Source organism: Streptomyces sp. NPDC053076 (assembly GCF_044546845.1).
Lineage (GTDB): Bacteria > Actinomycetota > Actinomycetes > Streptomycetales > Streptomycetaceae > Streptomyces.
On sequence record NZ_JBITZL010000002.1, the window covers coordinates 335,461 to 358,027 of the forward strand.

At 71.7% G+C, this 22,567-nt stretch carries 20 protein-coding genes and 1 pseudogene; 8 read left to right on the forward strand and 13 right to left on the reverse strand.

Annotation, left to right across the window (positions count from 1 at the left end; translation table 11 throughout):
• Positions 1-713, forward strand: a 713-nt coding sequence (locus tag ACIGYR_RS08785; protein ID WP_400014177.1) for a chaplin, incomplete at its 5' end; no start/stop codon positions are given.
• Between the two features lie 114 nt (positions 714-827).
• Here the strand turns inward: ACIGYR_RS08785 and ACIGYR_RS08790 are convergent.
• Both ACIGYR_RS08790 and ACIGYR_RS08795 read right to left on the reverse strand, forming a co-directional pair.
• The gene (locus ACIGYR_RS08790) at positions 828-2,096 is read right to left on the reverse strand and encodes an NAD(P)-binding domain-containing protein (protein WP_399596187.1); all 1,269 of its coding nucleotides are present in this window, start codon (positions 2,094-2,096) and stop codon (positions 828-830) included.
• Positions 2,096-3,349, reverse strand: coding sequence for an ATP-grasp domain-containing protein (locus tag ACIGYR_RS08795; RefSeq protein WP_399596186.1), 1,254 nt, complete (start codon positions 3,347-3,349; stop codon positions 2,096-2,098). The genes ACIGYR_RS08790 and ACIGYR_RS08795 overlap by 1 nt, the downstream gene beginning before the upstream one ends.
• A gap of 167 nt (positions 3,350-3,516) precedes the next feature.
• Between ACIGYR_RS08795 and ACIGYR_RS08800 the strand changes: the two genes are divergently transcribed.
• Positions 3,517-4,818, forward strand: coding sequence for a glycoside hydrolase family 26 protein (locus ACIGYR_RS08800; protein WP_399596185.1), 1,302 nt, complete (start codon positions 3,517-3,519; stop codon positions 4,816-4,818).
• A gap of 29 nt (positions 4,819-4,847) precedes the next feature.
• On the opposite strand, the gene ACIGYR_RS08805 is transcribed toward ACIGYR_RS08800, so the two are convergent.
• From ACIGYR_RS08805 to ACIGYR_RS08840, 8 genes are read right to left on the reverse strand one after another with little or no spacing between them, the layout of a single operon-like run.
• Positions 4,848-5,516, reverse strand: coding sequence for a lipopolysaccharide biosynthesis protein (locus ACIGYR_RS08805; RefSeq protein WP_399596184.1), 669 nt, complete (start codon positions 5,514-5,516; stop codon positions 4,848-4,850).
• Positions 5,513-6,664, reverse strand: a complete 1,152-nt coding sequence (locus tag ACIGYR_RS08810) for a glycosyltransferase (RefSeq protein ID WP_399596182.1) — start codon at positions 6,662-6,664, stop codon at positions 5,513-5,515. The genes ACIGYR_RS08805 and ACIGYR_RS08810 overlap by 4 nt, the downstream gene beginning before the upstream one ends.
• Positions 6,664-7,428 carry a polysaccharide deacetylase family protein gene (locus ACIGYR_RS08815; protein WP_399596180.1) on the reverse strand — a complete coding sequence of 255 codons (765 nt, stop codon included), beginning with the start codon at positions 7,426-7,428 and terminating at the stop codon, positions 6,664-6,666. The genes ACIGYR_RS08810 and ACIGYR_RS08815 overlap by 1 nt, the downstream gene beginning before the upstream one ends.
• A complete protein-coding gene (gene murJ / locus ACIGYR_RS08820; protein ID WP_399596179.1) occupies positions 7,412-9,097 on the reverse strand; it encodes a murein biosynthesis integral membrane protein MurJ in 1,686 nt (561 codons plus the stop codon). The genes ACIGYR_RS08815 and murJ overlap by 17 nt, the downstream gene beginning before the upstream one ends.
• Entirely contained in the window at positions 9,094-10,437 is a 1,344-nt protein-coding gene (locus ACIGYR_RS08825; RefSeq protein WP_399596177.1) for an O-antigen ligase family protein, read from the reverse strand. The genes murJ and ACIGYR_RS08825 overlap by 4 nt, the downstream gene beginning before the upstream one ends.
• A gap of 3 nt (positions 10,438-10,440) precedes the next feature.
• Positions 10,441-11,868 (reverse strand): sugar transferase, encoded by a 1,428-nt coding sequence (locus tag ACIGYR_RS08830; protein ID WP_399596175.1) that lies wholly within the window; start codon positions 11,866-11,868, stop codon positions 10,441-10,443.
• Positions 11,865-13,103, reverse strand: coding sequence for a glycosyltransferase (locus ACIGYR_RS08835; RefSeq protein ID WP_399596174.1), 1,239 nt, complete (start codon positions 13,101-13,103; stop codon positions 11,865-11,867). The genes ACIGYR_RS08830 and ACIGYR_RS08835 overlap by 4 nt, the downstream gene beginning before the upstream one ends.
• A gap of 48 nt (positions 13,104-13,151) precedes the next feature.
• Positions 13,152-14,237 (reverse strand): DUF3344 domain-containing protein, encoded by a 1,086-nt coding sequence (locus tag ACIGYR_RS08840; protein ID WP_399596172.1) that lies wholly within the window; start codon positions 14,235-14,237, stop codon positions 13,152-13,154.
• Positions 14,238-14,868: 631 nt separating this feature from the next.
• On the opposite strand from ACIGYR_RS08840, the gene ACIGYR_RS08845 reads away from it, so the two are divergent.
• From ACIGYR_RS08845 to ACIGYR_RS08870, 6 genes are all read left to right on the forward strand, one after another.
• Positions 14,869-15,138, forward strand: coding sequence for a hypothetical protein (locus ACIGYR_RS08845; RefSeq protein WP_391845374.1), 270 nt, complete (start codon positions 14,869-14,871; stop codon positions 15,136-15,138).
• 255 nt (positions 15,139-15,393) lie between these two features.
• Positions 15,394-15,885 (forward strand): tyrosinase family oxidase copper chaperone, encoded by a 492-nt coding sequence (locus ACIGYR_RS08850; RefSeq protein WP_399596170.1) that lies wholly within the window; start codon positions 15,394-15,396, stop codon positions 15,883-15,885.
• Positions 15,882-16,748, forward strand: a complete 867-nt coding sequence (locus ACIGYR_RS08855) for a tyrosinase family protein (protein WP_399596169.1) — start codon at positions 15,882-15,884, stop codon at positions 16,746-16,748. Before ACIGYR_RS08850 ends, ACIGYR_RS08855 begins: the two co-directional genes overlap by 4 nt.
• Positions 16,749-17,031: 283 nt before the next feature.
• Positions 17,032-17,265, forward strand: coding sequence for a hypothetical protein (locus tag ACIGYR_RS08860; RefSeq protein WP_391845380.1), 234 nt, complete (start codon positions 17,032-17,034; stop codon positions 17,263-17,265).
• Between the two features lie 279 nt (positions 17,266-17,544).
• The gene (locus ACIGYR_RS08865; RefSeq protein WP_399596167.1) at positions 17,545-17,817 is read left to right on the forward strand and encodes a hypothetical protein; all 273 of its coding nucleotides are present in this window, start codon (positions 17,545-17,547) and stop codon (positions 17,815-17,817) included.
• Between the two features lie 560 nt (positions 17,818-18,377).
• Positions 18,378-19,919: a hypothetical protein gene (locus ACIGYR_RS08870; protein ID WP_399596165.1), complete on the forward strand. Its 1,542-nt coding sequence runs from the start codon at positions 18,378-18,380 to the stop codon at positions 19,917-19,919.
• Between the two features lie 994 nt (positions 19,920-20,913).
• Here the strand turns inward: ACIGYR_RS08870 and ACIGYR_RS08875 are convergent.
• The 3 genes and pseudogenes from ACIGYR_RS08875 to ACIGYR_RS08885 form a co-directional block, all read right to left on the reverse strand.
• Positions 20,914-21,165, reverse strand: a complete 252-nt coding sequence (locus ACIGYR_RS08875) for a chaplin (RefSeq protein ID WP_399596164.1) — start codon at positions 21,163-21,165, stop codon at positions 20,914-20,916.
• A gap of 851 nt (positions 21,166-22,016) precedes the next feature.
• Positions 22,017-22,172, reverse strand: a pseudogene (locus ACIGYR_RS08880) (D-2-hydroxyacid dehydrogenase family protein); the annotation flags it as partial.
• A 74-nt stretch (positions 22,173-22,246) separates the two neighbouring features.
• Positions 22,247-22,447, reverse strand: coding sequence for a hypothetical protein (locus ACIGYR_RS08885; RefSeq protein WP_399596162.1), 201 nt, complete (start codon positions 22,445-22,447; stop codon positions 22,247-22,249).
• Between the last annotated feature and the right edge of the window lie 120 nt (positions 22,448-22,567).

Sequence of the window (22,567 nt, forward strand, 5' to 3'; positions counted from 1 at the left end):
CCTGCGCCAACGCCGCGTCCCCCACGTCGGGTGCGGGGGTGACGCCTTCGGCCGGCGGCAGCGGCACGGGCTCGCAGGCGGTGGGAGGCGCCCAGGATTCGCCCGGTGTGCTGGCCGGGAACAACGTGCAGGTGCCGGTCGAGGTGCCGGTGAACGTGTGCGGCAACACCGTCGGCGGGGTCGCCCTGCTCAACTCCGCGACCGGCAACGCCTGCGCCAACGCCGCGTCCCCCACGTCGGGTGCGGGGGTGACGCCTTCGGCCGGCGGCAGCGGCACGGGCTCGCAGGCGGTGGGAGGCGCCCAGGGTTCGCCCGGTGTGCTGGCCGGGAACAACGTGCAGGTGCCGGTCGAGGTGCCGGTGAACGTGTGCGGCAACTCCGTCAACGCGGTCGCCCTGCTCAACTCCGCGACCGGCAACGGCTGCGGCAACGAGTCCGCCTACGTCGACACGCCTGTGCCAAGTGCGAGTGTGCCGCCTTCGCCCAGCACTCCCACACCTCCCACGCGCGTCACTGAGACGCCGCGTCCGACACCTTCTCCCACGCGCAGCCAGACGCTCCCTCCGGCCGGCGAGGAGCAGCCCGGCGGACCTCCCCAGCTGGCCGAGACCGGCAGCAAGACCCTGCTGGCGACCTCCGCCGTCAGCGCCGCACTGCTCACTGGCGGGGCGATGCTGTACCGCCGTGGCCGCCGCACCGCGTCCCAGCGGTAGCCGTTCCGGGGTGCCGGACGCGACCCGCCCGGTACCCGTGCCCCCTCGGGCCGCTGGGCCGCTGACGACCGGATGTCCGTCAGCGGCCCAGCGGTGCCTGCGCAGGCTGCTCCGTCAGCGGCGCACCGGTGACGGTGACCAGCCTCGGCTGCTGCCACCCGGTACGGGGATCGTCCCGCCCATCGGGGTCTTCCCGAGCCGGCGGCGTACCCCTCGGACGAGCGCCGCCGCCGTGAAGGTCGCGCCCTGGACGAAGCGCATGGCCGGCCCGAAGCCGGAGGCGGTCACCAGGCCCGCGAGGAACAGGCCGGGCTGGGAGGACTCGAAGTCGCGCCTGACCGCGGGAGACCCGTCGGGCAGGGTCGTCAGCGTCCCGCGAAGATCACCGGAGAGCAGTCCCAGCCGGTCGCAGCGCGCCCGGAAGCCCGTGGCGGCGATGACGTGTTCGGTCTCCAGGGTCCGCAGGACGCCCTTGCGGCTCATCGTCTCCAGCCGCACACCGCCCGGCACCACGGCGGCCGAGATGACCTCGTGGCCCGGCAGCAACTCCACTGTGCCCTCCACCCGGTCCCGGACCCACCATGCCCCCGCCGGCCCCAGTGCCGTGGCCGCGATGCGTTGCCGGGTCTGCTCCGGCAGGTGCCGGAAAAGGCCGGGGCGCTCGCTGTAGAACCAGTTCCGCCAGCCGGGGCCGAGGCCGCTGTGCGGGGAACGGATGTTCTGCCACACGGGGCGCTCCAGGGGCGGCGGCACATCGTTCCACCGCAGCCCGTCCGCCCGCGCCAGTACTCGTACCCGGGTGCCCTGCTCGGCGAGCAGCGCCGCGGTCTCCAGGGCCGCCTGGCCGCCGCCGATCACTGTGACGTCGCTGTCGCGGAAGCGGTCGAGGTCGCTGTGGTGGCTGCTGTGCGTCACCAGCGCGGGGTGCAGTCCGCGCAGTGCCGCCGGTACCTCGACGAACGGCATCACACCGACCGCCAGCGCCACCGCCCGTGCGTGCAGCACCTCCTCGTCCTCGGTGACCACCGTGAAGCCGTGGGGCCCGGGCGCCACCCGGGTCACCATGCGCTCGTCCAGCTCCGGCAGGGCATGGCGCGCGAACCACAGGCCGTACGCCGCGAACGCCTCCACCGGGATCGGCTCCGCATGGCGTGCCGCCAGGCCCTGCTCCGCGCAGTACACGTCCAGACGCCAGCGCCCGCCCGGATCGGAGAGGTTGGACGCCCACGGTTCCGACTTCAGGAACATGCCGCGGGGCATGTGGTCCCGCCAGGACGCCATGGGCCGGCCGAACACGCGCAGGTTCAGCCCGGTGGCCGCCGCGTGGGAGGCGATTGACAGGCCGTACGGGCCTGCACCCACCACCACAAGGTCATACTGCATCAACTGCTCGCTCTCTCGTCGCTGGTCAGGGCGGGAGTGGCCGCCCGGGGGATCAGGGGTGGTGCCGGTGCCGCAGGCGTCGCGCCCAGCCGCTCCCGCAGCCGGCGGGACACATGGCGGCACCACAGGCCCCACATCGCCCATCCGGGCACGCGGTCGTCCCGGGCGTACCAGGCCAGTTCGCGCCCACCCGGCGACGGACGCAGCGCGGCGAACGGCGCGTAGTTCTCCACCACGAACGCCCGGCCGGTCATCGGGTCCCCGTCCGGCAGGGGACGGCCCGTCAGGTCCAGGTGCAGGGCGCGAACGACGTCGAGCCCCGCGCTGTCCGCAAAGAGCCGGAACTGGGCGCCGGGGCGCGGGTTGAAGTCGAGGAGGTGGTAGCGGCCCGTCGTGCCGCAGCGGCGGAAGTCGAGGTCGAAGACGCCGCGGTAGCCCAGCTCGCCGGTGAGACGCTCCGCCAGCGCCCGCAGCTGCGGGTTGGGCGTCCAGCAGCCGACCGCGGTCACCCCCGCGCCGCGCGGCCAGGCCAGCTGCTTGCGGCCCGGCCCGCCCGCGCGCACGGTGCCCGCGTGGTCGGCGTAGCCGTGGAAGAACCAGTCCCGGTCCGGTCCCGGCGGCAGGTACGCCTGCAGCAGCAGCCTGCTGCCCGCCTCCTCGGTGCGCAGGTACAGCTCCCGGGCGTGCTGTGCGGAGTGCACCAGCATCGTGCTGCGCAGCCCCCTGCCGGCGGGCAGCAGCCAGGGCCGACTCCACTTCGCCACCATCGGCAGCCCGAGCCGCCGCGCGGCGTCGGCGACCCCCGCCGGGCTGTCCGGGACCAGCGTCACCGGGTACGGGACGTCCGTGGACGCGCAGACGGCGGTCAGTTCCGCCTTGTCGGCGACGCGTTCGGCCAGCGTGCAGGGCATCGCCGGCAGGAGGTAGGAGGGTGCCAGTTCGTCCCGCATCCGTGCCGCGGCGATCGCGGTCGCGTCGTCCAGCGGGATCAGGACGGCGGGACGCGCGATCCGGTCGGCGACACGGCGCAGCACGGTGAGGATGTCGTCCAGGGAGGCTCCCGGGAGCGGCGGGGGATGCATCCGGCGCACGTAACGAGACCTGCGGACGGGACTGCCCGTCGCATCGGCGACGACATGCACCTCCACTCCCGCCCTGCCGAGCGAACGCACGGCCCCCAGGGTTCCGTGGTGGAAGGGATTCCGGTCGATCCGCAGCAGTACGGCGGGGACCCGGGTGTCGAGTAGCGACACGGCTTCCTCTCTTCTTCCGGATCGGCTCACCCGCACGGGCGAGCGCAGGCCTCGAAAGCCGCAGTGGCGTTGGCGCTCTTGGCTTTCTCATGCCTGACTGAATATGACAAAGTGTCAATATGGGGAACGAGACCTGAATACAGACAAGGGTGAAGAAAGGTGCAGACATGGCGCCGCAGCGCAAGCGGGCCCGGGTCCGCCGGCTGGCCGTGGGGGCGGCGGCGGTCGTCGTGTCCGCGGTCCTGGCCGCCGGTACCGCGGCGGAGGTGGAGGTGCTGGGCCCCGCTCCTCCTTCCGCTCCGGTGCAGCCCCCGGCGAGACCCGTGGCGGCCGTTCCGGCCGTTCCCGCACCCCCGGTCACTCCACCGGCCCCCACCCCTCCGGCTGTCCCGGTGCTGCCGAAACCACCCGCGGTGACCCCTCCGGTGCCCGCCGAGCGCTGGCCGGCCTTCGGAGCCTTCCTCGGCTCCGACGCCGACGGCGTGGCCCGCATCCCGCTGCTCAGCCGCTGGCTGGGCGGTTCCGAGCTCCGCGTCGGCCACACCTATCTGCCCGGCAACCACTGGAGCGACATCGAGGGTGACCTCGGCTTCCTCTCCGCGTGGGCGCACTGGCGCAACGAGAAGGCCGACCGGATGCTCGTCCTGAACGTCCCTCTGCAGGAGCGCAACGAGGAGAGCGTCTCCGACGCCGGCGTCCAGCAGCTCGTGCGGCGAGGCGCGGCGGGAGAGTTCGACCATCACTTCCGCGCCCTGGCCGAGCGACTGGTCCGGCTGCAGGTGCCGGACACGGTTCTCGTGCTCGGCTGGGAGATGAACGGCGTCACCTACACCCATCGCTGCGGGCCCGACCCCGAGGCGTGGAAGACGTACTGGAAAAGGATCGTCACCACCATGCGTTCGGTGCCCGGGCAGAGGTTCCGGTTCGATTTCGCACCGAGCCGAGGCCGGGACGCCGTTCCCTGGACGCAGTGTTACCCCGGGGACGACACGGTCGACATCATCGGCATGGATTCCTACGACCAGCCGACCGGGATGTCGTTCGACCAGCAGGTGAACGAGCCCTACGGACTTCAGGCACACGTGGAATTCGCCAAGGCCCACGGCAAACCCGTCTCCTACCCGGAATGGGGGCTCTCCCGCAACGGCGACAATGCCGCGTACATGAGGCGCATGCTCGCGTGGATGGACGAGCACAAGCCGCTCTACAACACGCTGACCGACTACTGCCCGCACGGCGTGTGGCGGTGCAGGAGCAATCCGGGCTCGTCCCTCGTCTACCGGTCCTTCCTCTTCGGCCGCACCGACGAGGCGCCCGCCACCCCCGTCCCGACGCCCACCGCGCCCATCACACCGCCGACCTCGGCGCGCTGCGCGGGGCTGGACCTGGGCACATGGGCAGGCGCATGGGTCGAGCACTGGCTCGGCGGGAGGCCCTGCCTCAGCTTCGACTGGTGGCTTGGCGACTAGCGTGACGAGGCGGGCCGGGTACACCGCGGTCACCGTTGGCCGTGCACATCGGCGGCGGCGGCCGGGCCGGGCACCGAGGCGGCGGGGACGGGGTCGTCGTCCCGGCGGGTCCGCCTCGGCCGCGCGAGCAGCGCCAAGCCGCACAGCAGCCCGCCCGCGCCCGCGCCCACCAGAGTGGTCACCTTCGACGACGCGGAGCTCGGTTCGGTCGGCTTGGCCGCCTTCGAGAACTGCACGAGCTGGACATGGGTGCTGCCCTTGGCGGCGTTCGCCTGCCGGGTCAGCGCCTGGGAGACGGCGTTGGCCATGTTCGAGGCGAGACGCGGGCGCGAGGAGGTGGCCGACACGGCGACCATCGGAGCGTCCGGTGAGGTCGCCGCCTGCACGCTCCGCTGCAGCGTGGGCACCGGCACGCCCGCCCGCGCCCGCGCGTCCGCCAGCACCGCGAGCTGCGTGGCGACCCGGCCGTACGCCTGCGCGAAACCGAGGGCCGAGCTCGCCTCGGTCTTCCCCGTCGGTACCACGACGACGTAGCTGGTGGCCGTGTACGTCGGAGGGGTCAGCATGCCGTACCCGCCGCCGAGCAGGCCGCCGACAAGGGTGCCGGCCGCGAGTACGGACCAGGCCGGCAGCCTCCTGACAGGGGCCAGGGACGGGCGCCACGTACGGGTCGGTGTGTCGGTCGGTGTGTCGGTCATGACGGGCTTGCTCCCGAAGGTGAGAGGGACGAGGAGCCGGAGACCGCTGCTGCATACACGTCCAGGAGACGGTCTGCGCTGCGGGTGATGCTGTAGCGGCGCGCGGCCTCGGGGGCCGTGCGCGGCCGGGGGCCCGCCGCCCGCACGACGGTGATCGCGCGGGCGTACGCCTCGGGGCCGCCGGACACCCGCCGGGTGCCGGTGGCGGCCGGTGGCGGCAGGTCCTCGATCGCCGGGCAGGAGGTGTAGAGCACCGGCAGGCCGGAGGCCAGCGCCTCCACGGCCGCCAGGCCGAAGGACTCCTCCGCGGACGGGGACGCGAGCAGGTCCATCGCACAGGCGAGCGAGGGCAGGTCGGGGCCGGGGGAGCCGTCCGGGACGTAGGGGCGCTCGCCGGTGAACAGGACGCGCTCGGCCACGCCGGCCTCGTGCGCCATGCGGCGCAGGACGTGCTCCTCGGGGCCGCCACCCACCAGCAGCAGCCAGTGGTCGTCCGGGAGCCGGGCCAGCGCGTGGACGAGGACGTCGAACCGCTTCCCCCGGGTCAGCCGGCCGACACCGCCGACGACCCACGCGGCCTCCGGCAGGCCGAGGCGTCGGCGGGTGCGCTCGCGCCGCTCCTGGTCGAAGCGGAAGCAGTCCAGGTCGATGCCGTTCGGGACGACCTGGATGCGGGGTGCGGGCACCCCCCAGCGCTTCAGGCGGTCGGCCACACTGGGGGAGACGGCGACCGTCACCGAGCCGAGTCGCTCGCTGGCGAGGTACAGCGCGCGCACCCCCGCCGTCAGCCGGCGGCCCTCCATCTGCGAGTCGCCCAGGGAGTGTTCGGTGGCGACGACCGCACGCACCCCGGCGATGCGTGCGGCGAGCCGGCCATAGACGCAGGCCCGGTACAGGTGCGTGTGGACCAGGTCGTAGCCGCCTGCCCGGATCATCCGGACCAGGCGCGGGAGCGCGGCCAGGTCGCGGTTGCCGCCCATGCCGAGATGCACGACACGGACGCCGTCGGTGGTGAGGCCCTCGGCGACCGCACCGGGGTGGGTGAGCGTCACGACGTCGCAGTCGACGGGCAGGTGGCGCAGCAGCAGGCGCAGCTGCTGCTCGGCCCCGCCGACGCCGAGGCCGGTGATGATGTGCAGGGCCTTCATCACAGACCCTTCACCGTGCGCCGGCGCAGCCGGTGCAGCCGGTGCTTGAGGTAGAGGCGCCAGGCCGTGTCGTTCTGGCCGACGTGCACACGCGGCAGGGCGTACGGTCCGGTCAGCGGACCGGGATCGATGGCGCAGGCGTAGGCGTATCCCGCTTCCCGTACGGCTTCGACGGCGCGGGCGTCGACCGTGCCGTACGGGTAGCAGAAGCCGTCGATCCGGACGCCGGCCAACTCCTCGAGCAGCGCGCGGCTCTCGGTGACCTCGTTCTTGACGGTGAGGTCGTCCGCCCGGGTGAGGTCGACGTGCGTCAGCCCGTGCGAGCCGATCTCCACGCCCTCGGCGGCAGCGTGCCGGATGCCGTCCGCGGTCAGCAGCGGTTTGCGCGGGCCGAGCGGGTCCCAGGCGTTGTCACCGCCGAGCCGCCCGGGCAGGACGAAGAGGGTGGCTCCGCAGTTCCAGCGGCGCAGCAGCGGCAGGGCGTCGGTGACGAAGTCGGCGTACCCGTCGTCGAAGGTGAGCCCGGCCAGGCCCTGCCCCTCGCCCCGGGCGCGGGCGGCGAGCAGCTCGGCCACGGACACCCCGCGCAGCCCCCGCCGGCGCAGCCAGGCCAGCTGCCGGTCGAGCCGCTCGGGCGTGACCGTGATGCGGTACGGGTCGTCCGAGCAGTCCCCCACCGAGTGGTACATGGCCACCCATGGGACCGGATCCGGGCGGGGGGCCGGGAGTCTGCCGGTGTCGACGGGATCAACGGAAGTGGCCATGGGAGAGCCTTCGGGTGAGGGTGCGTACGGAGCGCAGTGCGGATGCGAAGGCCTGGGCGCCCGAGGCCCAGGCGAGGGGGACGAAGACGGCGGCCACGGTCAGGCAGCCGGTCATGAGGCCCGCCACCGGGGACTGCAGCCGGCCGGCGACGAACGCCCCGGCGACGGTGGCGACGACCGCCGCGTATACCGGCCTGCTCAGCCCGGCCAGTACCGGGCGGATGCGGATCGAGAGGCTGTGCGGGCCGTTCCGGGGCCCCCGCAGGCCGGCGAGCAGCAGGGCGGCCGTGACGGTGATGCCGAGGGCGTTGGCCGCGGCGATGCCCGACACACCCCAGGTGCCCACGGTCGCGGCGCCGGTCCCGGACGTCACGGCGATGCCCGCGGCCATCGCGCCGAGGGGGTACCAGCTGGGCCGGCCCGTGGAGAAGTACGACCGGGTCAGGGCGCCGACCAGGGTCTGGCCCAGCAGCCCGAGGGCGTACACGCGCATGACGTCGGCCGTGGCCGCGGTGTCGCTCGCCGTGAAAGCGCCCCGCTGGAAGAGCAGTTCGACCATCTGAGGGGCACAGGCGATCACCGCGGACATGCCCAGCAGCACCCCACAGGAGGCCACCGCCAGATCCCGCTGCACGCGGCTGCGGGCCCGTTCGGTGTCGCCGTCCGCGAGCGCCCGTGCCACCACCGGGAAGGTGACGGTGCACACCATGAGCGACAGCGTCATCGGGATCTGGGCGACCTTCTGCGCGTAGTTCAGGTGCGAGATGGCCCCGGCGGGCAGGTGCGAGGCGAGGAAGCGCTCGACGAGGACCTGTGACTGGCGGCACAGGGCGAACAGGAGCACGGAGGCGACCAGGGCGAATTGCACCGGCCGGCCCTCGACGTCGGCGCCGGTCCCGCGCGGCGGCCGCGTGGGTGATGTCAGCTGCCGCCAGAGGGAGGGGAGTTGTACCGCCACCATCAGACAGCCGCCCGCCGCGACCCCGGCCGCGGCGGAACGCACGCCCCAGCGTGCGCCGAGCAGGAACATCGCAGCGATGATGCCCGCGTTGTAGGCGACGTAGATCGCCGCGGGCGCGAGGAAGCGGCGGTGTGCCCGCAGGGCGGCGCTGCAGTACCCGGCGAGCCCGAAGGCCAGCACGCAGATCGCCGTGAGCCGGGTGCAGTCGGCGGCGAGCCGCGGGTCGGGCAGGCCGGGCGCCAGGGCCCGGACCAGGTAGGGAGCCGTGCCCGCGACCACCGCAGCCACCGCGGCGAAGGCAAGGCCCAGGCGGGGCAGGGTGGCGGCGACCAGGGCGCGGACCGGGTCGCCCGGGGCGCCCTGGGCACGGCGGGCCAGCGCCATGCTGAACGCCGGGATCAGGATCAGCGCCAGCCCGTCCTCGATGAGCAGCGTGGCGGCGAACTCGGGCACGGTCCACGCGACCAGGAAGGCGTCCGTGTCGCTCCCGGCACCGAACAGCCGCGCCAGGGCCTGGTCGCGCACCAGGCCGAGAACGGAACCGGCGATGGACAGGGACGCCGTGACGAGCGTGGCCCTGGCGAGGAACTTCCGGGAGGCCGAGGTGGCCTGGGTGCCGTCCCCGGTCAGGGGGGCGGCACGCGCCGAGGGTACGGTTGCCGCACCGCCGGTTCCCGATCCGGGGGTGTGCGAAGGTCTCACCGTCATCGCGCCACCGCCTCCTCGGCGCGCTCGCGCATCCCGCCCTTCGGCAGGACGTCCCCCCGCTCCTCGCCGGCCAGCGCCCACCACGCCACCAGCCCCAGGCCCATGGCGGTCAGCACGGTCGAGGGGCCGCCGATGTCCCCGTACACGAAGTCGGTCAGCAGCCAGACCAGCAGCCCGCAGGCGACGAGCGCGCAGTCGGGTCCAGTGCCGCGGTCCCGGTCGTGCAGCAACCTCCGCAGTCCGCACACCAGCAGCGCCAGCCAGCTCCCGGCCAGCCCCAGCAGCCCGACCAGGCCCTGCTCGCTCAGCACCAGCAGGTACATGTTGTGCGGCGACAGCAGCGGCTGCCTGCGGTACGCCGCTCCCGCGCCCGCGATCTCGGCGCCCGACGACAGCGCCAGGGTGGCGTGCCCGTCCCGGTACTGCGGAAAGCCCTTCAGGCCGACACCGGTCAGCGGGTGCTGACGCCATATGCCGGTGGCGGACGCCCACAAGGTGTACCGGTCGACGACGGACTGGTCGGGGGCGTGGGTGACCTGCGCGATGCTGTTGACCCGCTGCTGCAACAGCGCCGTGCCGACCCCGAAGCCGCCCATCAGGATCACGCCCGCGGCGGCCGCGGCCGCGGCCACCTTCAGGGCGCGCCGCAGCCCGGCCGTCACCAACTGCACGGTGCACGTCAGCGCCGTCGCGATCCACGCGCCCCGGCTGAAGGAGACCGCGAGCGGAGCCAGCAGTGCCAGAGCGCACCCGGCGGCGATGGCCCGCTGCCGTGCGGACGTCCGGCCCAGAGCGATCCCGACCGCGCACACCAGGCCGAGGGAGACCACTGTCGCCATGCCCATCACGTCCTGCGGCCCGAACGTGCCGACCGCCCGGATGTCCTCGCCCTGGTAGGAGGCGCCGGTCCGGGTGAGGTACTGGTGCACGCCGACGGCGCCCTGGCACAGCGCCAGCCCCACGAACGACCAGGCCAGTACCCGGAAGCCGGTCCGGTCGCGGACCAGCATCAGCACGGCCGCCGGGACGAGCACGAAGATCTGCAGATAGCGGCCGAGGCCGGCGAGCCCGGCCTGCGGCGAGGACGTCCCCATGGCGGCGAGAGCGAGTCCCACGACGGGCAGACCCAGCACCACGGCCGCCGTGCGCGACAGCGGGCGCCGCCGTTCGCGCAGGAGACGGATCACGCAGTACACCACCATCAGCCCGGACACCACGTCGGCGGGCCCCGCGCCGCCCGGCGTCAGCGGCAGGGCCAGCAGGGCGAGCACGGCCACCGCGGGCAGCACCGGTGCCGACGCGGCGACGCGGCGCGGGAACGGGGTCAGGGCGTGGCTCACGTCTCAGCTCCCCGTCGGACGTACCAGCGAGACCGCGGTGCGCAGCAGAATGCAGACGTCCTGCCACAGCGACCAGTTGTCGATGTAGGCGTTGTCGAACCGGCTGCGGTCCTCGATCGAGGTGTCGCCGCGCAGCCCTTGGATCTGGGCGAGGCCGGTGATGCCGGTCCGCATGCGGTGGCGCGCCGCGTAACCCGGGTAGGTCTGACTGAACTGCGCGACGAAATAAGGGCGTTCGGGGCGGGGGCCGACCAGGCTCATGTCACCCCGGAGCACGTTCCACAGCTGGAGCAGCTCGTCGAGCGAGGTGCGCCGCAGCATGCGGCAGAACCAGCGCATCTCGTTCTCGTTCGCCACGCTCCACCGGGTCGCCGACTCATGCTCGTCCACCGGACGATGCGTACGGAACTTCAGCAGGGTGAACGGCCTCCCGTTCCTGCCGATGCGCTCCTGCCGGAACACCACGCCCGGCCCGTCGCTGATCCGCAGCGCCACCGCGCACGTCAGCAGCAGAGGACTGACCAGCAGCAGCAACGTCCCCGACACGAGGACGTCGAGCATCCGCTTGCCCACGCTGTCGCGGCGTGCCGGGGACATGTCCAGACGTCGGCAGGAGAACCCGGCAAGCCGCTCCCTCGCCGCGTACGACGGGGAGTCGGCGTCGACCTCCCACACCACGCAGCCCGACTCGGCCAGCTCCCCCAGCAGTCCTCCCTGTTCGGTGCGTACGCAGGGGTGAACGGCCAGCACCGCCCGCACCCCGTTCTGGATGACCGCCCGCTTGACCTCCTCGCCGGTCGTCAGCACCGGCAGGCTCTCGGTGCCGTCCGCCTTCTCGGCGACGATGCCCACCGGCCGTACGCCGCAGCGCGGGTGCCGCAGTACGGCGGCGGCCACACGCTGCGCGGTCGCCCCCGGGCCGACCAGGAGTGCGGTGTGCGGGTGGCGCAGCAGTGCGGCGCGCCGCCACCCGTGCACGGCGCCGCGCAGCGCACAGCCCGCCACCGCCTGCAGGGCGAAACCCGTCAGCACGGTGCCGACGGACAGGGCCCGCTCCGGCCGGTACACCGCCACCAGCGCCGTGAGCGCCAGCCAGACCACCGCGACGCGGCCCCACAGTGCGGGCAGCTCCTCCAGTAGCGCCGGCACCGGAGGCCGGCCACCGTGGGGGCGCAGCAGCAGCGATGCGACGATCAGCAGGGCCACGAGCAGCGGGTGCTGCTGATCCTCGGTGAGTGCCAGGCTGCCCAGCAGGGCGGCGACGCCGTCCGCGACGAGCAGCGGCACCGGGGAGTCCGGCCGCGCCCAAGGCCGCGGGGCGGGGAACCGGGAAGCGGTGGCCGTGCCGCGCTGCGGCAGGACCGAGACCGGCGAGGACGGATGGTTCAGCGGCTGTACGCCGGGGGAGGGGGCGGTAGGTTCGGCGGTCACGATGGGTTCGGCTCCCTGTGCTCGGTGGACGCGACGCGCTGTGTGGTCTGGTTCGTCTCGGCGCGCTCGACCGCTCGGGACGGGCGCGCCCCTTCGGCTGTGGGCCCTGTGCCGAGCACGTCGCGGTAGCAGTGCGCGACGGCCTCGGCGGTGTGCCGCACGTCGTGGGCCGACAGCACGTGCCGACGGGCTTGCGCGCCGAGCGCCTCGCGCAGCGGCGCGTCGAGCAGCAACTGGGTGACGGCCCCGGCCAGCACCACCGGGTCGTCCGGGGGGACCAGGCACCGGGCGGCGAAGGAGGGCGGCAGGCTCTCGCGGGCTCCGTCGACGTCCGTGACCACCACGGGCCGACCGCAGGCCATCGCCTCCAGCGGGGCCAGCGCCATGCCCTCCCAGCGGGACGGCAGAACCACGAGATCGGCGGCCTGGTACCAGGGGGAGGCGTCGGCGACGGCTCCCGTGAACAGCACGGATGCCGGCGCGCCTTCCCGAAGCCGGTCGTGGTCCGGTCCGTCGCCGACCAGGACGAGGCGGGCGTCGGGCACCTCGCGCACGACGGCGTCCCACGCCCGCAGGAGTACGTCCTGCCCCTTCTGCCGGCACAGCCGCCCCACGCACACTGCCAGCGGCGCCGCCGCGGGGAGACCGGCGAGCGGCGCGAGCCCGGCCCGTACGGCGCCGGCGGCGGCCGGGTGGAAGCGTCCGGGATCGATGCCGTTGGGGACGACGACCCACCGGCCGGCGATCCCGGCGCGTACGCCGGTGGCGCGTTCCGCCTCGCTTACGCACAACACCCGTGCGGCCCAACGCGCCCCCCATCGCTCCCATCGGAGCGCGAGGCTCCCGGTGGCCCCGCCGACCGCCTCGAACGACCAGGCGTGCGGCTGGAAGACCGTCGGAATCCGCCCGCGCACCGCAAGCCGCCCGGCGAGCCCGGCCTTCGAGCTGTGCGCGTGCACCAGGTCGGGGCGTACCTCGTCGATCAGCAGCGCGAGATGCCGCACCTCCCGCACGAGTGACGGACCCGGCGACCGTGCCGCGTGCCAGTGCCGTACGTGCGCGCCGAGCGCCCGCAGCTTCACGGAGAGCGCACTGTCGGGGCAGGCGACGGTGACGTGCAGGCCGTCCGCCAGCTGTGCTCGGACCAGGTCCGTCACCACGCGCGCGACCCCGCCGTCCACCGGCTGGGTGAGATGCAGGACCCGCGGCCGGGGGCCGGGGGACGACGGTGGCATGTGCACGGTTCCTCACTCACGATGGCCTCGGGATGGGCGGCGATGCGTTCACCGCCGGGCGTCCACGGCGGCGAAGAGGACACCGGCCCACGCCGCGTTCCGCTGGGACCTCAGCCGGAAGGTCAGTTGGTCTCCGGCGTGCTTGAGACCTCTGCCGAGATCGAAGACGTCGGAGTCGTAGCCCAGGGTGTTGGCGTATGCCGGCACACGCGCCGGGGCCGTCCCCTTCGGCTCGCTGATGGTGGAGTTCAGGAAGTCGTCGCGGGGATTGGCCGGGTTGGTGAGGCCGATGGGAGCGGAACCGGGCCGGCCGGTCGCCAGGGTGAGCGAGTCGCCGGTGAGGGCGCGGTCGCCGTTGTACGCCACCACCCCCGCGCGGCCTCCCGCGCCCGCCGCGAAGTTCAGGTTGCGCAGCCGGATCTTCTGTCCCGGGCTGGACCTCAGCGATACGAAACCGTCCCAGAGCGCGATGTCCCGCAGCGGCTCCGCCGGGTTCTCGTACGCCACCACCAGCGTCCAGCCGCCCCAGGCCCCGGCCCTCGACCTGCCGCTCGCCACGTTGACCTGGGCCACCGTGTACAGGCCCGGCACGCTGTCCCGTACCAGCCGCGTCACGTTCGCCGAGGCCTGGAAGGCGTCCATGCCGTCTGCCTTGCGATGCCCGATCACCGTGTCCGCGAGGACTTCCTTGTACCTCCCGCCGGGCTCGGCGATCAGCACCCGCCCGTTGTCCTTGGACGGCTTCTGCTCGCCCACGCGCAGATTGCCGCCCCAGTACAGGCGCGCGTACGTCACTCGGGAGCCGCGTGGCAGGCGAACCTCCGCGCGGGAGGAGTTGTAGGTGTTCGGGTCATGGTCCACGTCGATGTAGAACATGTCGAAGTCGCCGTTCACCCCGCGTCCGCCCGCCCGCGCGTCCGCGCACCTCCTGGTCTTGCGGCAGGTGATGGAGGCGTTGGCCGCGCGAATGACGCCGCCGTGCTGGTGCGCGCGGTACCGCTGGGTGAACGCGAGGCTGCCGCCCTGCGGCGCCGCCGGCGCGGCGGCCGTGGAGCGGTCGGGAGCCCAGAAGACGGCAACGGAGAGAACGCCCACTGTCGCACTGCGAAGCAGCGGACCCAGGGAATGGCGCATGACCGTCGTTGCCCCTTCGGAACAGGTGGCGGTGGCGGCGACAGCACGGATGCGATGTGGCCACCGGAAAGAGATGTGTCGGAAGGATCGCGACTTTAGTCATCAAGCGTACAAATCCGGTGGAATCCCGAGATATCCGGCAGGTGTGTCGGAAGCGTGAAGGCGGTCTTCCGGTCTGAGATCATCCTGTTGGCGCAACAACCCGGCCCAGTGCCGCGCATTGCGTCGGACCGCCGCCCTGCCCAGAGCCCCACTGCGGAGGGCGGCGGATGTCGCCTCAGTAACTCGGCGCGCCCGGAGGTGAGTTCATCACGGTCACCGGCCTGCTGAACGCCGTGCCCGAGGCGCACAACGGCCGGCACCGGTTGCAAGACCGACGTGTCAGCCTCAGCGCTGTCCGGCAGCGGCCCGTCGGCTCCGACGCTCCCCGGCACGTCGCCCTCGGCGCCGGTGCTTCCCGTGCGGGGCGTCACGCTCCCCGGTCGTATCGCTTTCCGGACCCGGTCCGCATAGATCTCATATGAGGACTCGTAATCTTCCGGGTCTCCAGTTTCCGCCCCGGTCAGAGCTCGTTAGACACGGTGACAGACTCTCCCGCCGGCAGCCTGCGTTGCCGAGGAAAGGAAACACGATGAAGTCCATGAAGGTCGCCGCCGCCCTTGCCGGGTCCTTGATCGCCGTCGGCGTCGCCGCTCCCGCGTTCGCCGCAGGCGCCCCCGACTCGGTGCCCGCCACTCTCAGCGGCGCCCTCGACACCAAGGTCCCCCACGAGGTGGCGCACCTGCAGGCCGGGCGGGACTTGCTCGCCACCGACGGCAAGGACTCGCTGGTTCACACGGTGAAGGAGGCGGCGACCACGGTGAAGCACGCCGAGCCGGTGCACGGCAAGGTGTCGCTGTAGGGCTGGGACCACGCCGTACGAAGTCGGCCCTCGGCAGTGTTCGAGGGCCGATTCTCCGTGTGCACGGCCAGGACGCCGCCCTCCCGGCCCAGGCCTGCCGGACCGCTGGATACACGTCCTCGGTGACGGCTTTACCGCGTCGACGACGCGCTCGCCCCGACCGCCGGTGATCACCTACCTGGCCGCGTGACGGTGACCGCGCCGGGAGTTCGGCAGTTACGGCTCCGGACAACCGGACCGTACGAGGAGTGAGCCATGGTCGTCAGCGTCGGTGGAGAACCGGCGGGTACCGAGGACGGAGCACCGGGCCCGGTGCGGTCGGGACCGGCGGGCAGAACACGGCGGAATACGGCGCGCCGTCTGCTCGCCTGCGCGCTCGCCGCCGTCCTGGCCCCCATGGCCGAGGCATGCCTGCCTTCGCGCCCGGGATCCGCACCCGAGGACAAGTCGGGCCACACCGCCTTCGACCAGACCCATCGCGGCAGCCGCATCCGAGGTGTGTGGACCCCCGCCCGCGGCAAGGCCGTACACGGTCAGTGGCACGTCACCGTGGACGGCCGCCCTCTGCACCTGATGCGCCGCGCCGACGACACCTGGCTGAGCATGGTCGACCACTACCGGTCGTACCGGACACCGCTCGAGGCCGCCCGCGCCGCCGTCGAGGAACTCGGCCCAGGACGGCGGCTGCGCGACCTTGCTCAGGACGTGGACGGCGCGGGACACCCGCACACGGGGGGGCCGGCATGACGTACGTGCGTAAGGACGTCGGCACGCTCACGAGAGACGAGATGCGCCGGTTCGTCAACGCGCTGCTGGAGGTCAAGCGGCTAGGCCAGTACGACGAGTTCGTGCGAACACACATCCAGTATTTCGCCTCTGACGGCGAGCAGGGACTGCGCCCCGCGCACATGGCGCCCTCCTTCCTGCCCTGGCACCGCCGGTTCCTGCTCGATCTGGAGGAGGCGCTGCGCCGTGTGGACTCCTCGGTGACCGTTCCGTACTGGGACTGGACGCGCGACCGCACGACCACCTCCCTCCCCTGGACGGCGGACCTCCTCGGCGGGGACGGGCGCCGCTCCGACCACCAGGTGATGACCGGCCCGTTCGCCTACCAGGAGGGCCACTGGACCATCAGGGTGGGCGTGACCGACGAGGTGTTCCTCACCCGGGACCTCGGCCACTCGCGTGATCCGATCGACCTGCCCACGAAGGACGAACTGGAGTGGGCGCTGCAGGATCCCGCCTACGACGTCGCGCCCTGGGACTCGACGGTCACGCGAGGTTTCCGCAACAAACTGGAGGGCTGGGGCACCGGGCGGGGCAGCGCCTCCTGGCACAACCACAACCGGGTGCACCGCTGGGTCGGCGGGGCCATGCTCGGCGCCGCCTCCGTCAACGATCCCGTCTTCTGGCTGCACCACGCCTTCATCGACCTGCAGTGGTACCGCTGGCAGCGCCGGCACCCCGGGGCCCGCTATCTTCCCGAGACACCGCCGGGCCCCGGTGAGGAGCAGCACGACCGGATCGTGGCACGGCACCAGAAGCTGCCGCCGTGGGACGTGACTCCGGGCGAACTGGAGGATGTCGACCGGATCTACCGGTACGAATGAGCTGACGCGGGTGACATGGGATCAGGCTCATTCGGCGGGTTCCTCACATTGCGCGCCGACGGCCACCAAGCGCGCAGCAGATCAATGACGGATCGGCAATGCGCATTGAGCTGATAGATGAGACTTGTATTTTCCGTTGCTCCATCTGTGGCAACTCCTGGCCATATGGGTGAAGGCGCGAATCCTCCTGCTGGAAGGGTCGTTGATCTGGGTGTTCAATCCTGCTCACGGGGATTCCGCAACGGCGGGACTCCATCGCAGAAAACCGAAGGGAAGAAATTCCGTGTCGAAGATCAGCTTTGAAGAGCTCGACGGCCTGACGGGCGAGATGCTGCCGGAGCGCGCGGTGCTGTCCGCCTTCTACGGTGGCGGCGGCGACAACGGCGGCAGCAACATCGTCAGCAACCCGGTCTGCACGAGCCAGCAGCTCCAGCCGGCCGGCATCCTCACCGCCCTCCTGGGGACCCAGAACCAGCAGCGTGACTGCAGCGCCTCCGTGGCCAGCACCACCTTCTAGTAGTGGCGGCAGCGGCCGGGGCACCCTGTCCCCGGCCGCTGCTTTCGTGTCGGCCCCATACCGCGTTCAGTGCGGAGCAGTCACGGATCAGCACTCTGCATTGATCCGGCAAAGGATGCATGTCTTTCCTCTTGCTCCATCTGTGGCAACTTTTGGCCATACGGGTGAAGGCGCAAATCTTCTTGCCGGGTGGGGTCGTTGGTCCGGGTGTTAAATCGTGCTTACGGGGATTCCGCAACGGCGGGACTCCATCGCAGAAAACCGAAGGGAAGAAATTCCGTGTCGAAGATCAGCTTTGAAGAGCTCGACGGCCTGACGGGCGAGATGCTGCCGGAGCGCGCGGTGCTGTCCGCCTTCTACGGCGGTGGCGGCGACGACGGCGGCTACGGCGACGGCGGCCACGGCGGCGGCGACAACGGCGGCAGCAACATCGTCAGCAACCCGGTCTGCACGAGCCAGCAGCTCCAGCCGTCCGGCATCCTCACCACCCTGCTCGGAACCCAGAACCAGCAGCGTGACTGCAGCGCCTCCGTGGCCAGCACCACCTTCTAGTAGTGGCGGCAGCGGCCGGGGCACCCTGTCCCCGGCCGCTGTCCTCATGTCGGACCACGCTCATGAAGGCGTGTGCTTCCGGCGCCCGAAGCGGCGCCGGGCGTCTCGCCGGGTGCCACGGCCCTGCGGCAACAGCACACACCACATCCAACTCCCCGCAGGCCGTGACGTACGCGGTAACGGTGGCGGAGCCACGGTCACCCATGCCCGCCGGGCCGGTGTGTCGCATGTCGACGGCACGCAGGGGTTGCTCGGCGCTGGGCCTCGGCTCCGAAACCAGCGGCACGATGAGCGCGTCGGCTGCGTTCATCGCCACCATAGGCGCACGGGTCCCCCGCACCGGCCGCGGTCACCGTGACGAAGGTACCGGTGCACAGGAAAGGCCCTGCAGCCGGGACTGTGGCCGGCGGCTCGAAACCGCGTCCATCGCGGGCGGAGGAGCACAAACGGGGCCGGCCGCCGCGAGGCCCCGGCGGGAGAACTATTCCCCTTGGGAGATCGCCATCAGTACGCAAGCACCCACGCCGGTTCAGTCGGAGCCGCCTGCCCTCGTCGGGGCAGTGCCCAGGCTCACCGAGGGAACCGAGCTGGTAGGCGAGTTCGCCGGTTCCGGATACCGCCAGCCACCCCACCTGGTGCACCGCTTCGACGGGCAGGTCATCCAACTGCCCGACGTGCTCTACAAGACCGCCAGGAGTCTGGAGCGACACCAGGCCGAGGAGACCAGATCGGGCGACGGCCGTCAGCTCCTCGACCGGGTGGCGCAGGAACTGACCCGGACCACGGGTCGTACGTTCGCCGCCGACCATGTGGCCTTCGTGCTCGACAACAAGCTCGCACCGCTGGGGATCACCACGCGAAGCGACGGCACCCTCGCCGACTTCCCCAAGACGCAGCACTCGTTCCTCGGTCTCCGCCACCGCACCGCAGTGGTATCCGAAAACGGCGCCTGGATCATCGCGGGGATCTTTTCCTGGCTGTTCCAGCCCCTCCTCGTGCTCTTGGCCGTATCGACGTTCCTGGCGACCGAGATCTACCTCTTCGCCACTCAGGACGCCGGCCTCGCCATGATCGCGGTGATGTCCGACCCCGGCGGCACTCTCACCATGATCGGACTGGCTCTGGCGTCCGCCGCCTTCCACGAGATCGGCCACGCCTCGGCTTGCCGTTACGGGAAGGTACGCCCCGGGGCCATGGGGTGCGGGCTCTACCTGGTGTGGCCGGCCTTCTACACGGATGTCACCAACTCCTATCGACTTGACCGCGTCGGACGACTGCGCACCGACCTGGGCGGCGTCTACTTCAACAGTCTGTTCATCCTCGGTCTGATCGCGCTGCACCTCCACAGTCCGTCCCCGGTACTGCTGGCTGCGATCCTGCTCGTCAACCTCGAGATGTTCCAGCAGCTTGTGCCGACCCTGCGATTCGACGGCTACTACATCATCTCGGACCTGGTCGGCATCCCGGACCTGTTCAAGTACATCGGCCCCATCCTGCGCCGCACTCTCCTGCGACGCCCACCGGAGGAGCGGCTCCAGGCCCTCAAGCGGTGGCCCCAGGTCGTCGTCACGATCTGGGTCCTCACGGTACTGCCCGCCATCGGAACGCAACTCGGCATCATCGTCTTCCGCCTGCCCCGGATGGCGACCACTGCGTGGGCCGCTTCCGTCACGCTCGTCAGCAGGGCCACCACCAGCGCCACACCCGTGCTGAGCACAGCGGCGGCCTGCGTGCAGATCCTCTTCCTCCTGCTGCCGCTGCTCGGTGCCCTGCTCATGCTGTGGAACCTGGGGAATTCGGCGGTCCAGTTCCTTCGCCGACGCTTCGGCAGACACACACCCCGCACTGAGGGCCACCGGCACGGAACCCTGTCACTGCTGCTGTGGGGCGCCGTGGGCGCCGCCGCCGCCGTCGGCCTTGCCTACCTGCTGTGGATGCTGATCCGCCCGGTGGTGTCCAAGGACCATGCGGCTCCCACCCGTGCCATCCGATCACAGCCGACGGTCACTCCAGAAGCACCCTCGGCCGCAGTGTGGCGCCCAGCGGACTCCGCGCTGCCCGCCGACCCCACCGGCGTCGGCCACGGTCGCGTCATGCTGTGAAACCCGATGGGCTGTCATGTGAGCCGGACGACCGATGGGCGGGTGGGGGGAATTGCGCGGGCGTGGGGACCGCGGTGGGTGCGGGTGCGAGAGAGTCCCACAGCGGGGCACCGGCCAGGACCGGCCTTCGACGTCCCGGGTGGACCCCGGGACGTCGAAGGCCGGGGGTGTACCGCTGCGTCCCACCCCGACTCGATCTGAAGTCTCCCGGGTGCGGCGAGCTGACAACACGGCCCGTGCCCGGCTGCCATTCCCTCGGCGAGACCTATCGCTTGCGGCGGCCGGACCTCCGCACCGTTGCGCAGGCCGCGGTGCTCTTCGAGAAGGGGCTCGCTCACCAGCAGCCCGCCCACCTCCAGGAGGTCTGCGCCGCTCTTCTCAATCGCGGCTCCGAGCACCTCGCGAAGCTCCGCCGCGTACGCGCTCCAGGCAGCGGCTTCCGCCAGCTCCTCTCGCACGCGCTCGCTGCGAGGGCTGATGATCAGCTCTTTGCTCAATTCGCCGGCAACTTGAGCCCTCGCCGCTCTCCGGTCGGCCCGATGTCCAATCGTACGTTCCGTCTCGGGCCGAGCCCCCAACGACGGCCGGGCCGCGAAGGCGAGTTTCTGTGGCCGCCGCTACCTTGCACCCCGGGTCACGGATAGGAGACCGGGGCCGTACCGTGCGGAAGGGACGCCGGGCCGCGGGGCCATGCGGACGGACCTGCCGGAGTGGTGACCACATCGGGGGGAACCGTCACGACGCACGAGTGCATGAACGTCGGTGCGGCGGCTGCGCCGGCGCAGCAGGGGTTCGGGCAGAGGTGCGGGGCCCGGCAGCAGGGCATGGTCCCTGCTGTGGCGCGGATCAGGTGGAGGGCATGGGCATCTGCCGCTACCCGAGAGAGGCACACGTACGGCTGAGCCCGGCGGTCGGACTCCGCCAAGGGCTCAGCCGTGTGTTTGCTGCTGTGGGGCGTGGGCTGTGATCAGAGGCCGTAGTGGTCCTCGACGTCCTACTGACCGTCGGCGTTGCCGCAGGCGTTGCCGGAGGACGGGTTCATCAGACTGAAGAGCGCGCTCACGGTGTTCCCGCACAGGTTCACCGGCACGTGGACGGGCGCCTGGACCTCGTTCCCCGCAACCACGCCGGGCGAGTTGATGGCTGCGCCGCTGGCATCCGCGGCGGCCGAGGCCAGACCGGCCCCGCTGAGGACCAGGGCGGATGTGCCCAGACTGAGGGTCGCCACCTTCGCGATGCGAGACATCACGGTTCTCCTTTGAGTCGACAGTCGATAAACGCGCCCGCACCGACGCGGCCGCACGTTTCCTTAACGCTCCCCGCGCACCGCAGGTAACGGATTTCGTCCGGGTATCTCCCTTTCACGGAACGGGATACGGGGCCCTGGCCTGCCCCCGGGCATGTCCGGCCGAGGCGGCCCGCGCGGTGGCCCACTGGTGACACTAGGTTCGGGTCCATGGGCTCCGAGCCGGGGAGGGCCAGGAAGCCATCCGGCAAACATGCCTTGACGGCCCGGCCGGCGATCGGCAGATCCGCCGGCTGTCCGTCATCCGCGGGGAAGGCATCCCGGCGGCCAAAGGCGATGGGAGGTGGCGCTTCGGCAGTTGAGCACTGATCCGCCATGGGCAAGGATGAGCCCATGAGTCACGGCTTACGTCGTATCAGCGGACTGGCGGTCTTGATCGCAGGCATCGCGTTGGGTGCTTGGGTGGTCTTCGGGTCCCCGCACTACTGGGAGGGCACCGCAGTGCTCGGGCGTGTGGCACTCGGCCTGGGCTCTCTGATGATGATCAGTAGTTCGCCACGGCTCATCTTTACCGACGCTTCTCAGTACGGGCTCCGCAGTCGAAACGACGGAGCGTGAAGCGACACCCGCTTCAGGAATTCGATCGCTCTGCAACTCGGCGTGTGGAGAAGCGGTTCGGTGCTCGCTCGTCGATCCGGCAACGGCTCCAGCCGGGTGATCTGCTCTGCCAGGGGGAGTCGGGTGGCATCGTCGCCGGCTCCGTCATCCGACGGGTGTGGCGCAGCGCGCGTAAGGCCGTACTGCCCCCCCGCACGTCTTCGAGTCGCCCAGCGGGCGGCGCGTGTGCGAGCCCGGGCGAGACCGAGCAGCAGGGCCCAGGTCAGCTCGACCGGCGGGGTGCTGGAACTCGCCGTACCGCACACGGTGACCCCGTGCGCCGCCTCCGCGGCGCCGTAGTCGATGACGCTGTTGCGCATCCCGGAGGCGACGAGCAGCTTCAGCCGGGTCCAGGGCCGGACAAGCGTGTGGCGCCACCCCCCGTGGAACGGGTCGGGCGGCGCCACGCGAGGAAACCGGAGGCTCAGCCGGGGCACGGCTTGCTCTGCTCGTCCTCGGCCTTGATGCACGCGCCGAGCCTCCTCTGGAGGGCGGCCGCGTCGCTCAGTGCCTTCCTGGCCGCCGCGTTCTCCCCAAGCCGCTTCAGCTCCGCGGCCTTGGTCTTGAGGCGGGCGATCTGCTGGCGCATCTCCTTCTGGTTGCACGTGACGGTGGCCTTGGCCACAACCGCGAGCCGTCCTGGTTCAAGGCGATGCCCTTCGACCATGCCCGGGCGCCGTCACCGTCCTCGCGGACGATGACGTCGGTGCGTCACTCAGGTGACCATGGAGTGCGATCACCTCGT

Excerpts from the sequence above, each read along its gene's own strand:
- murJ (WP_399596179.1), bottom strand. The coding sequence starts at position 9,097 with ATGACGGTGAGACCTTCGCACACCCCCGGATCGGGAACCGGCGGTGCG.
- ACIGYR_RS08800 (WP_399596185.1), top strand. The coding sequence starts at position 3,517 with ATGGCGCCGCAGCGCAAGCGGGCCCGGGTCCGCCGGCTGGCCGTGGGG.
- ACIGYR_RS08855 (WP_399596169.1), top strand. The coding sequence starts at position 15,882 with ATGACGTACGTGCGTAAGGACGTCGGCACGCTCACGAGAGACGAGATG.
- ACIGYR_RS08875 (WP_399596164.1), bottom strand. The coding sequence starts at position 21,165 with ATGTCTCGCATCGCGAAGGTGGCGACCCTCAGTCTGGGCACATCCGCC.
- ACIGYR_RS08840 (WP_399596172.1), bottom strand. The coding sequence starts at position 14,237 with ATGCGCCATTCCCTGGGTCCGCTGCTTCGCAGTGCGACAGTGGGCGTT.
- ACIGYR_RS08845 (WP_391845374.1), top strand. The coding sequence starts at position 14,869 with ATGAAGTCCATGAAGGTCGCCGCCGCCCTTGCCGGGTCCTTGATCGCC.
- ACIGYR_RS08835 (WP_399596174.1), bottom strand. The coding sequence starts at position 13,103 with ATGCCACCGTCGTCCCCCGGCCCCCGGCCGCGGGTCCTGCATCTCACC.
- ACIGYR_RS08805 (WP_399596184.1), bottom strand. The coding sequence starts at position 5,516 with ATGACCGACACACCGACCGACACACCGACCCGTACGTGGCGCCCGTCC.
- ACIGYR_RS08815 (WP_399596180.1), bottom strand. The coding sequence starts at position 7,428 with ATGGCCACTTCCGTTGATCCCGTCGACACCGGCAGACTCCCGGCCCCC.
- ACIGYR_RS08850 (WP_399596170.1), top strand. The coding sequence starts at position 15,394 with ATGGTCGTCAGCGTCGGTGGAGAACCGGCGGGTACCGAGGACGGAGCA.
- ACIGYR_RS08810 (WP_399596182.1), bottom strand. The coding sequence starts at position 6,664 with ATGAAGGCCCTGCACATCATCACCGGCCTCGGCGTCGGCGGGGCCGAG.
- ACIGYR_RS08790 (WP_399596187.1), bottom strand. The coding sequence starts at position 2,096 with ATGCAGTATGACCTTGTGGTGGTGGGTGCAGGCCCGTACGGCCTGTCA.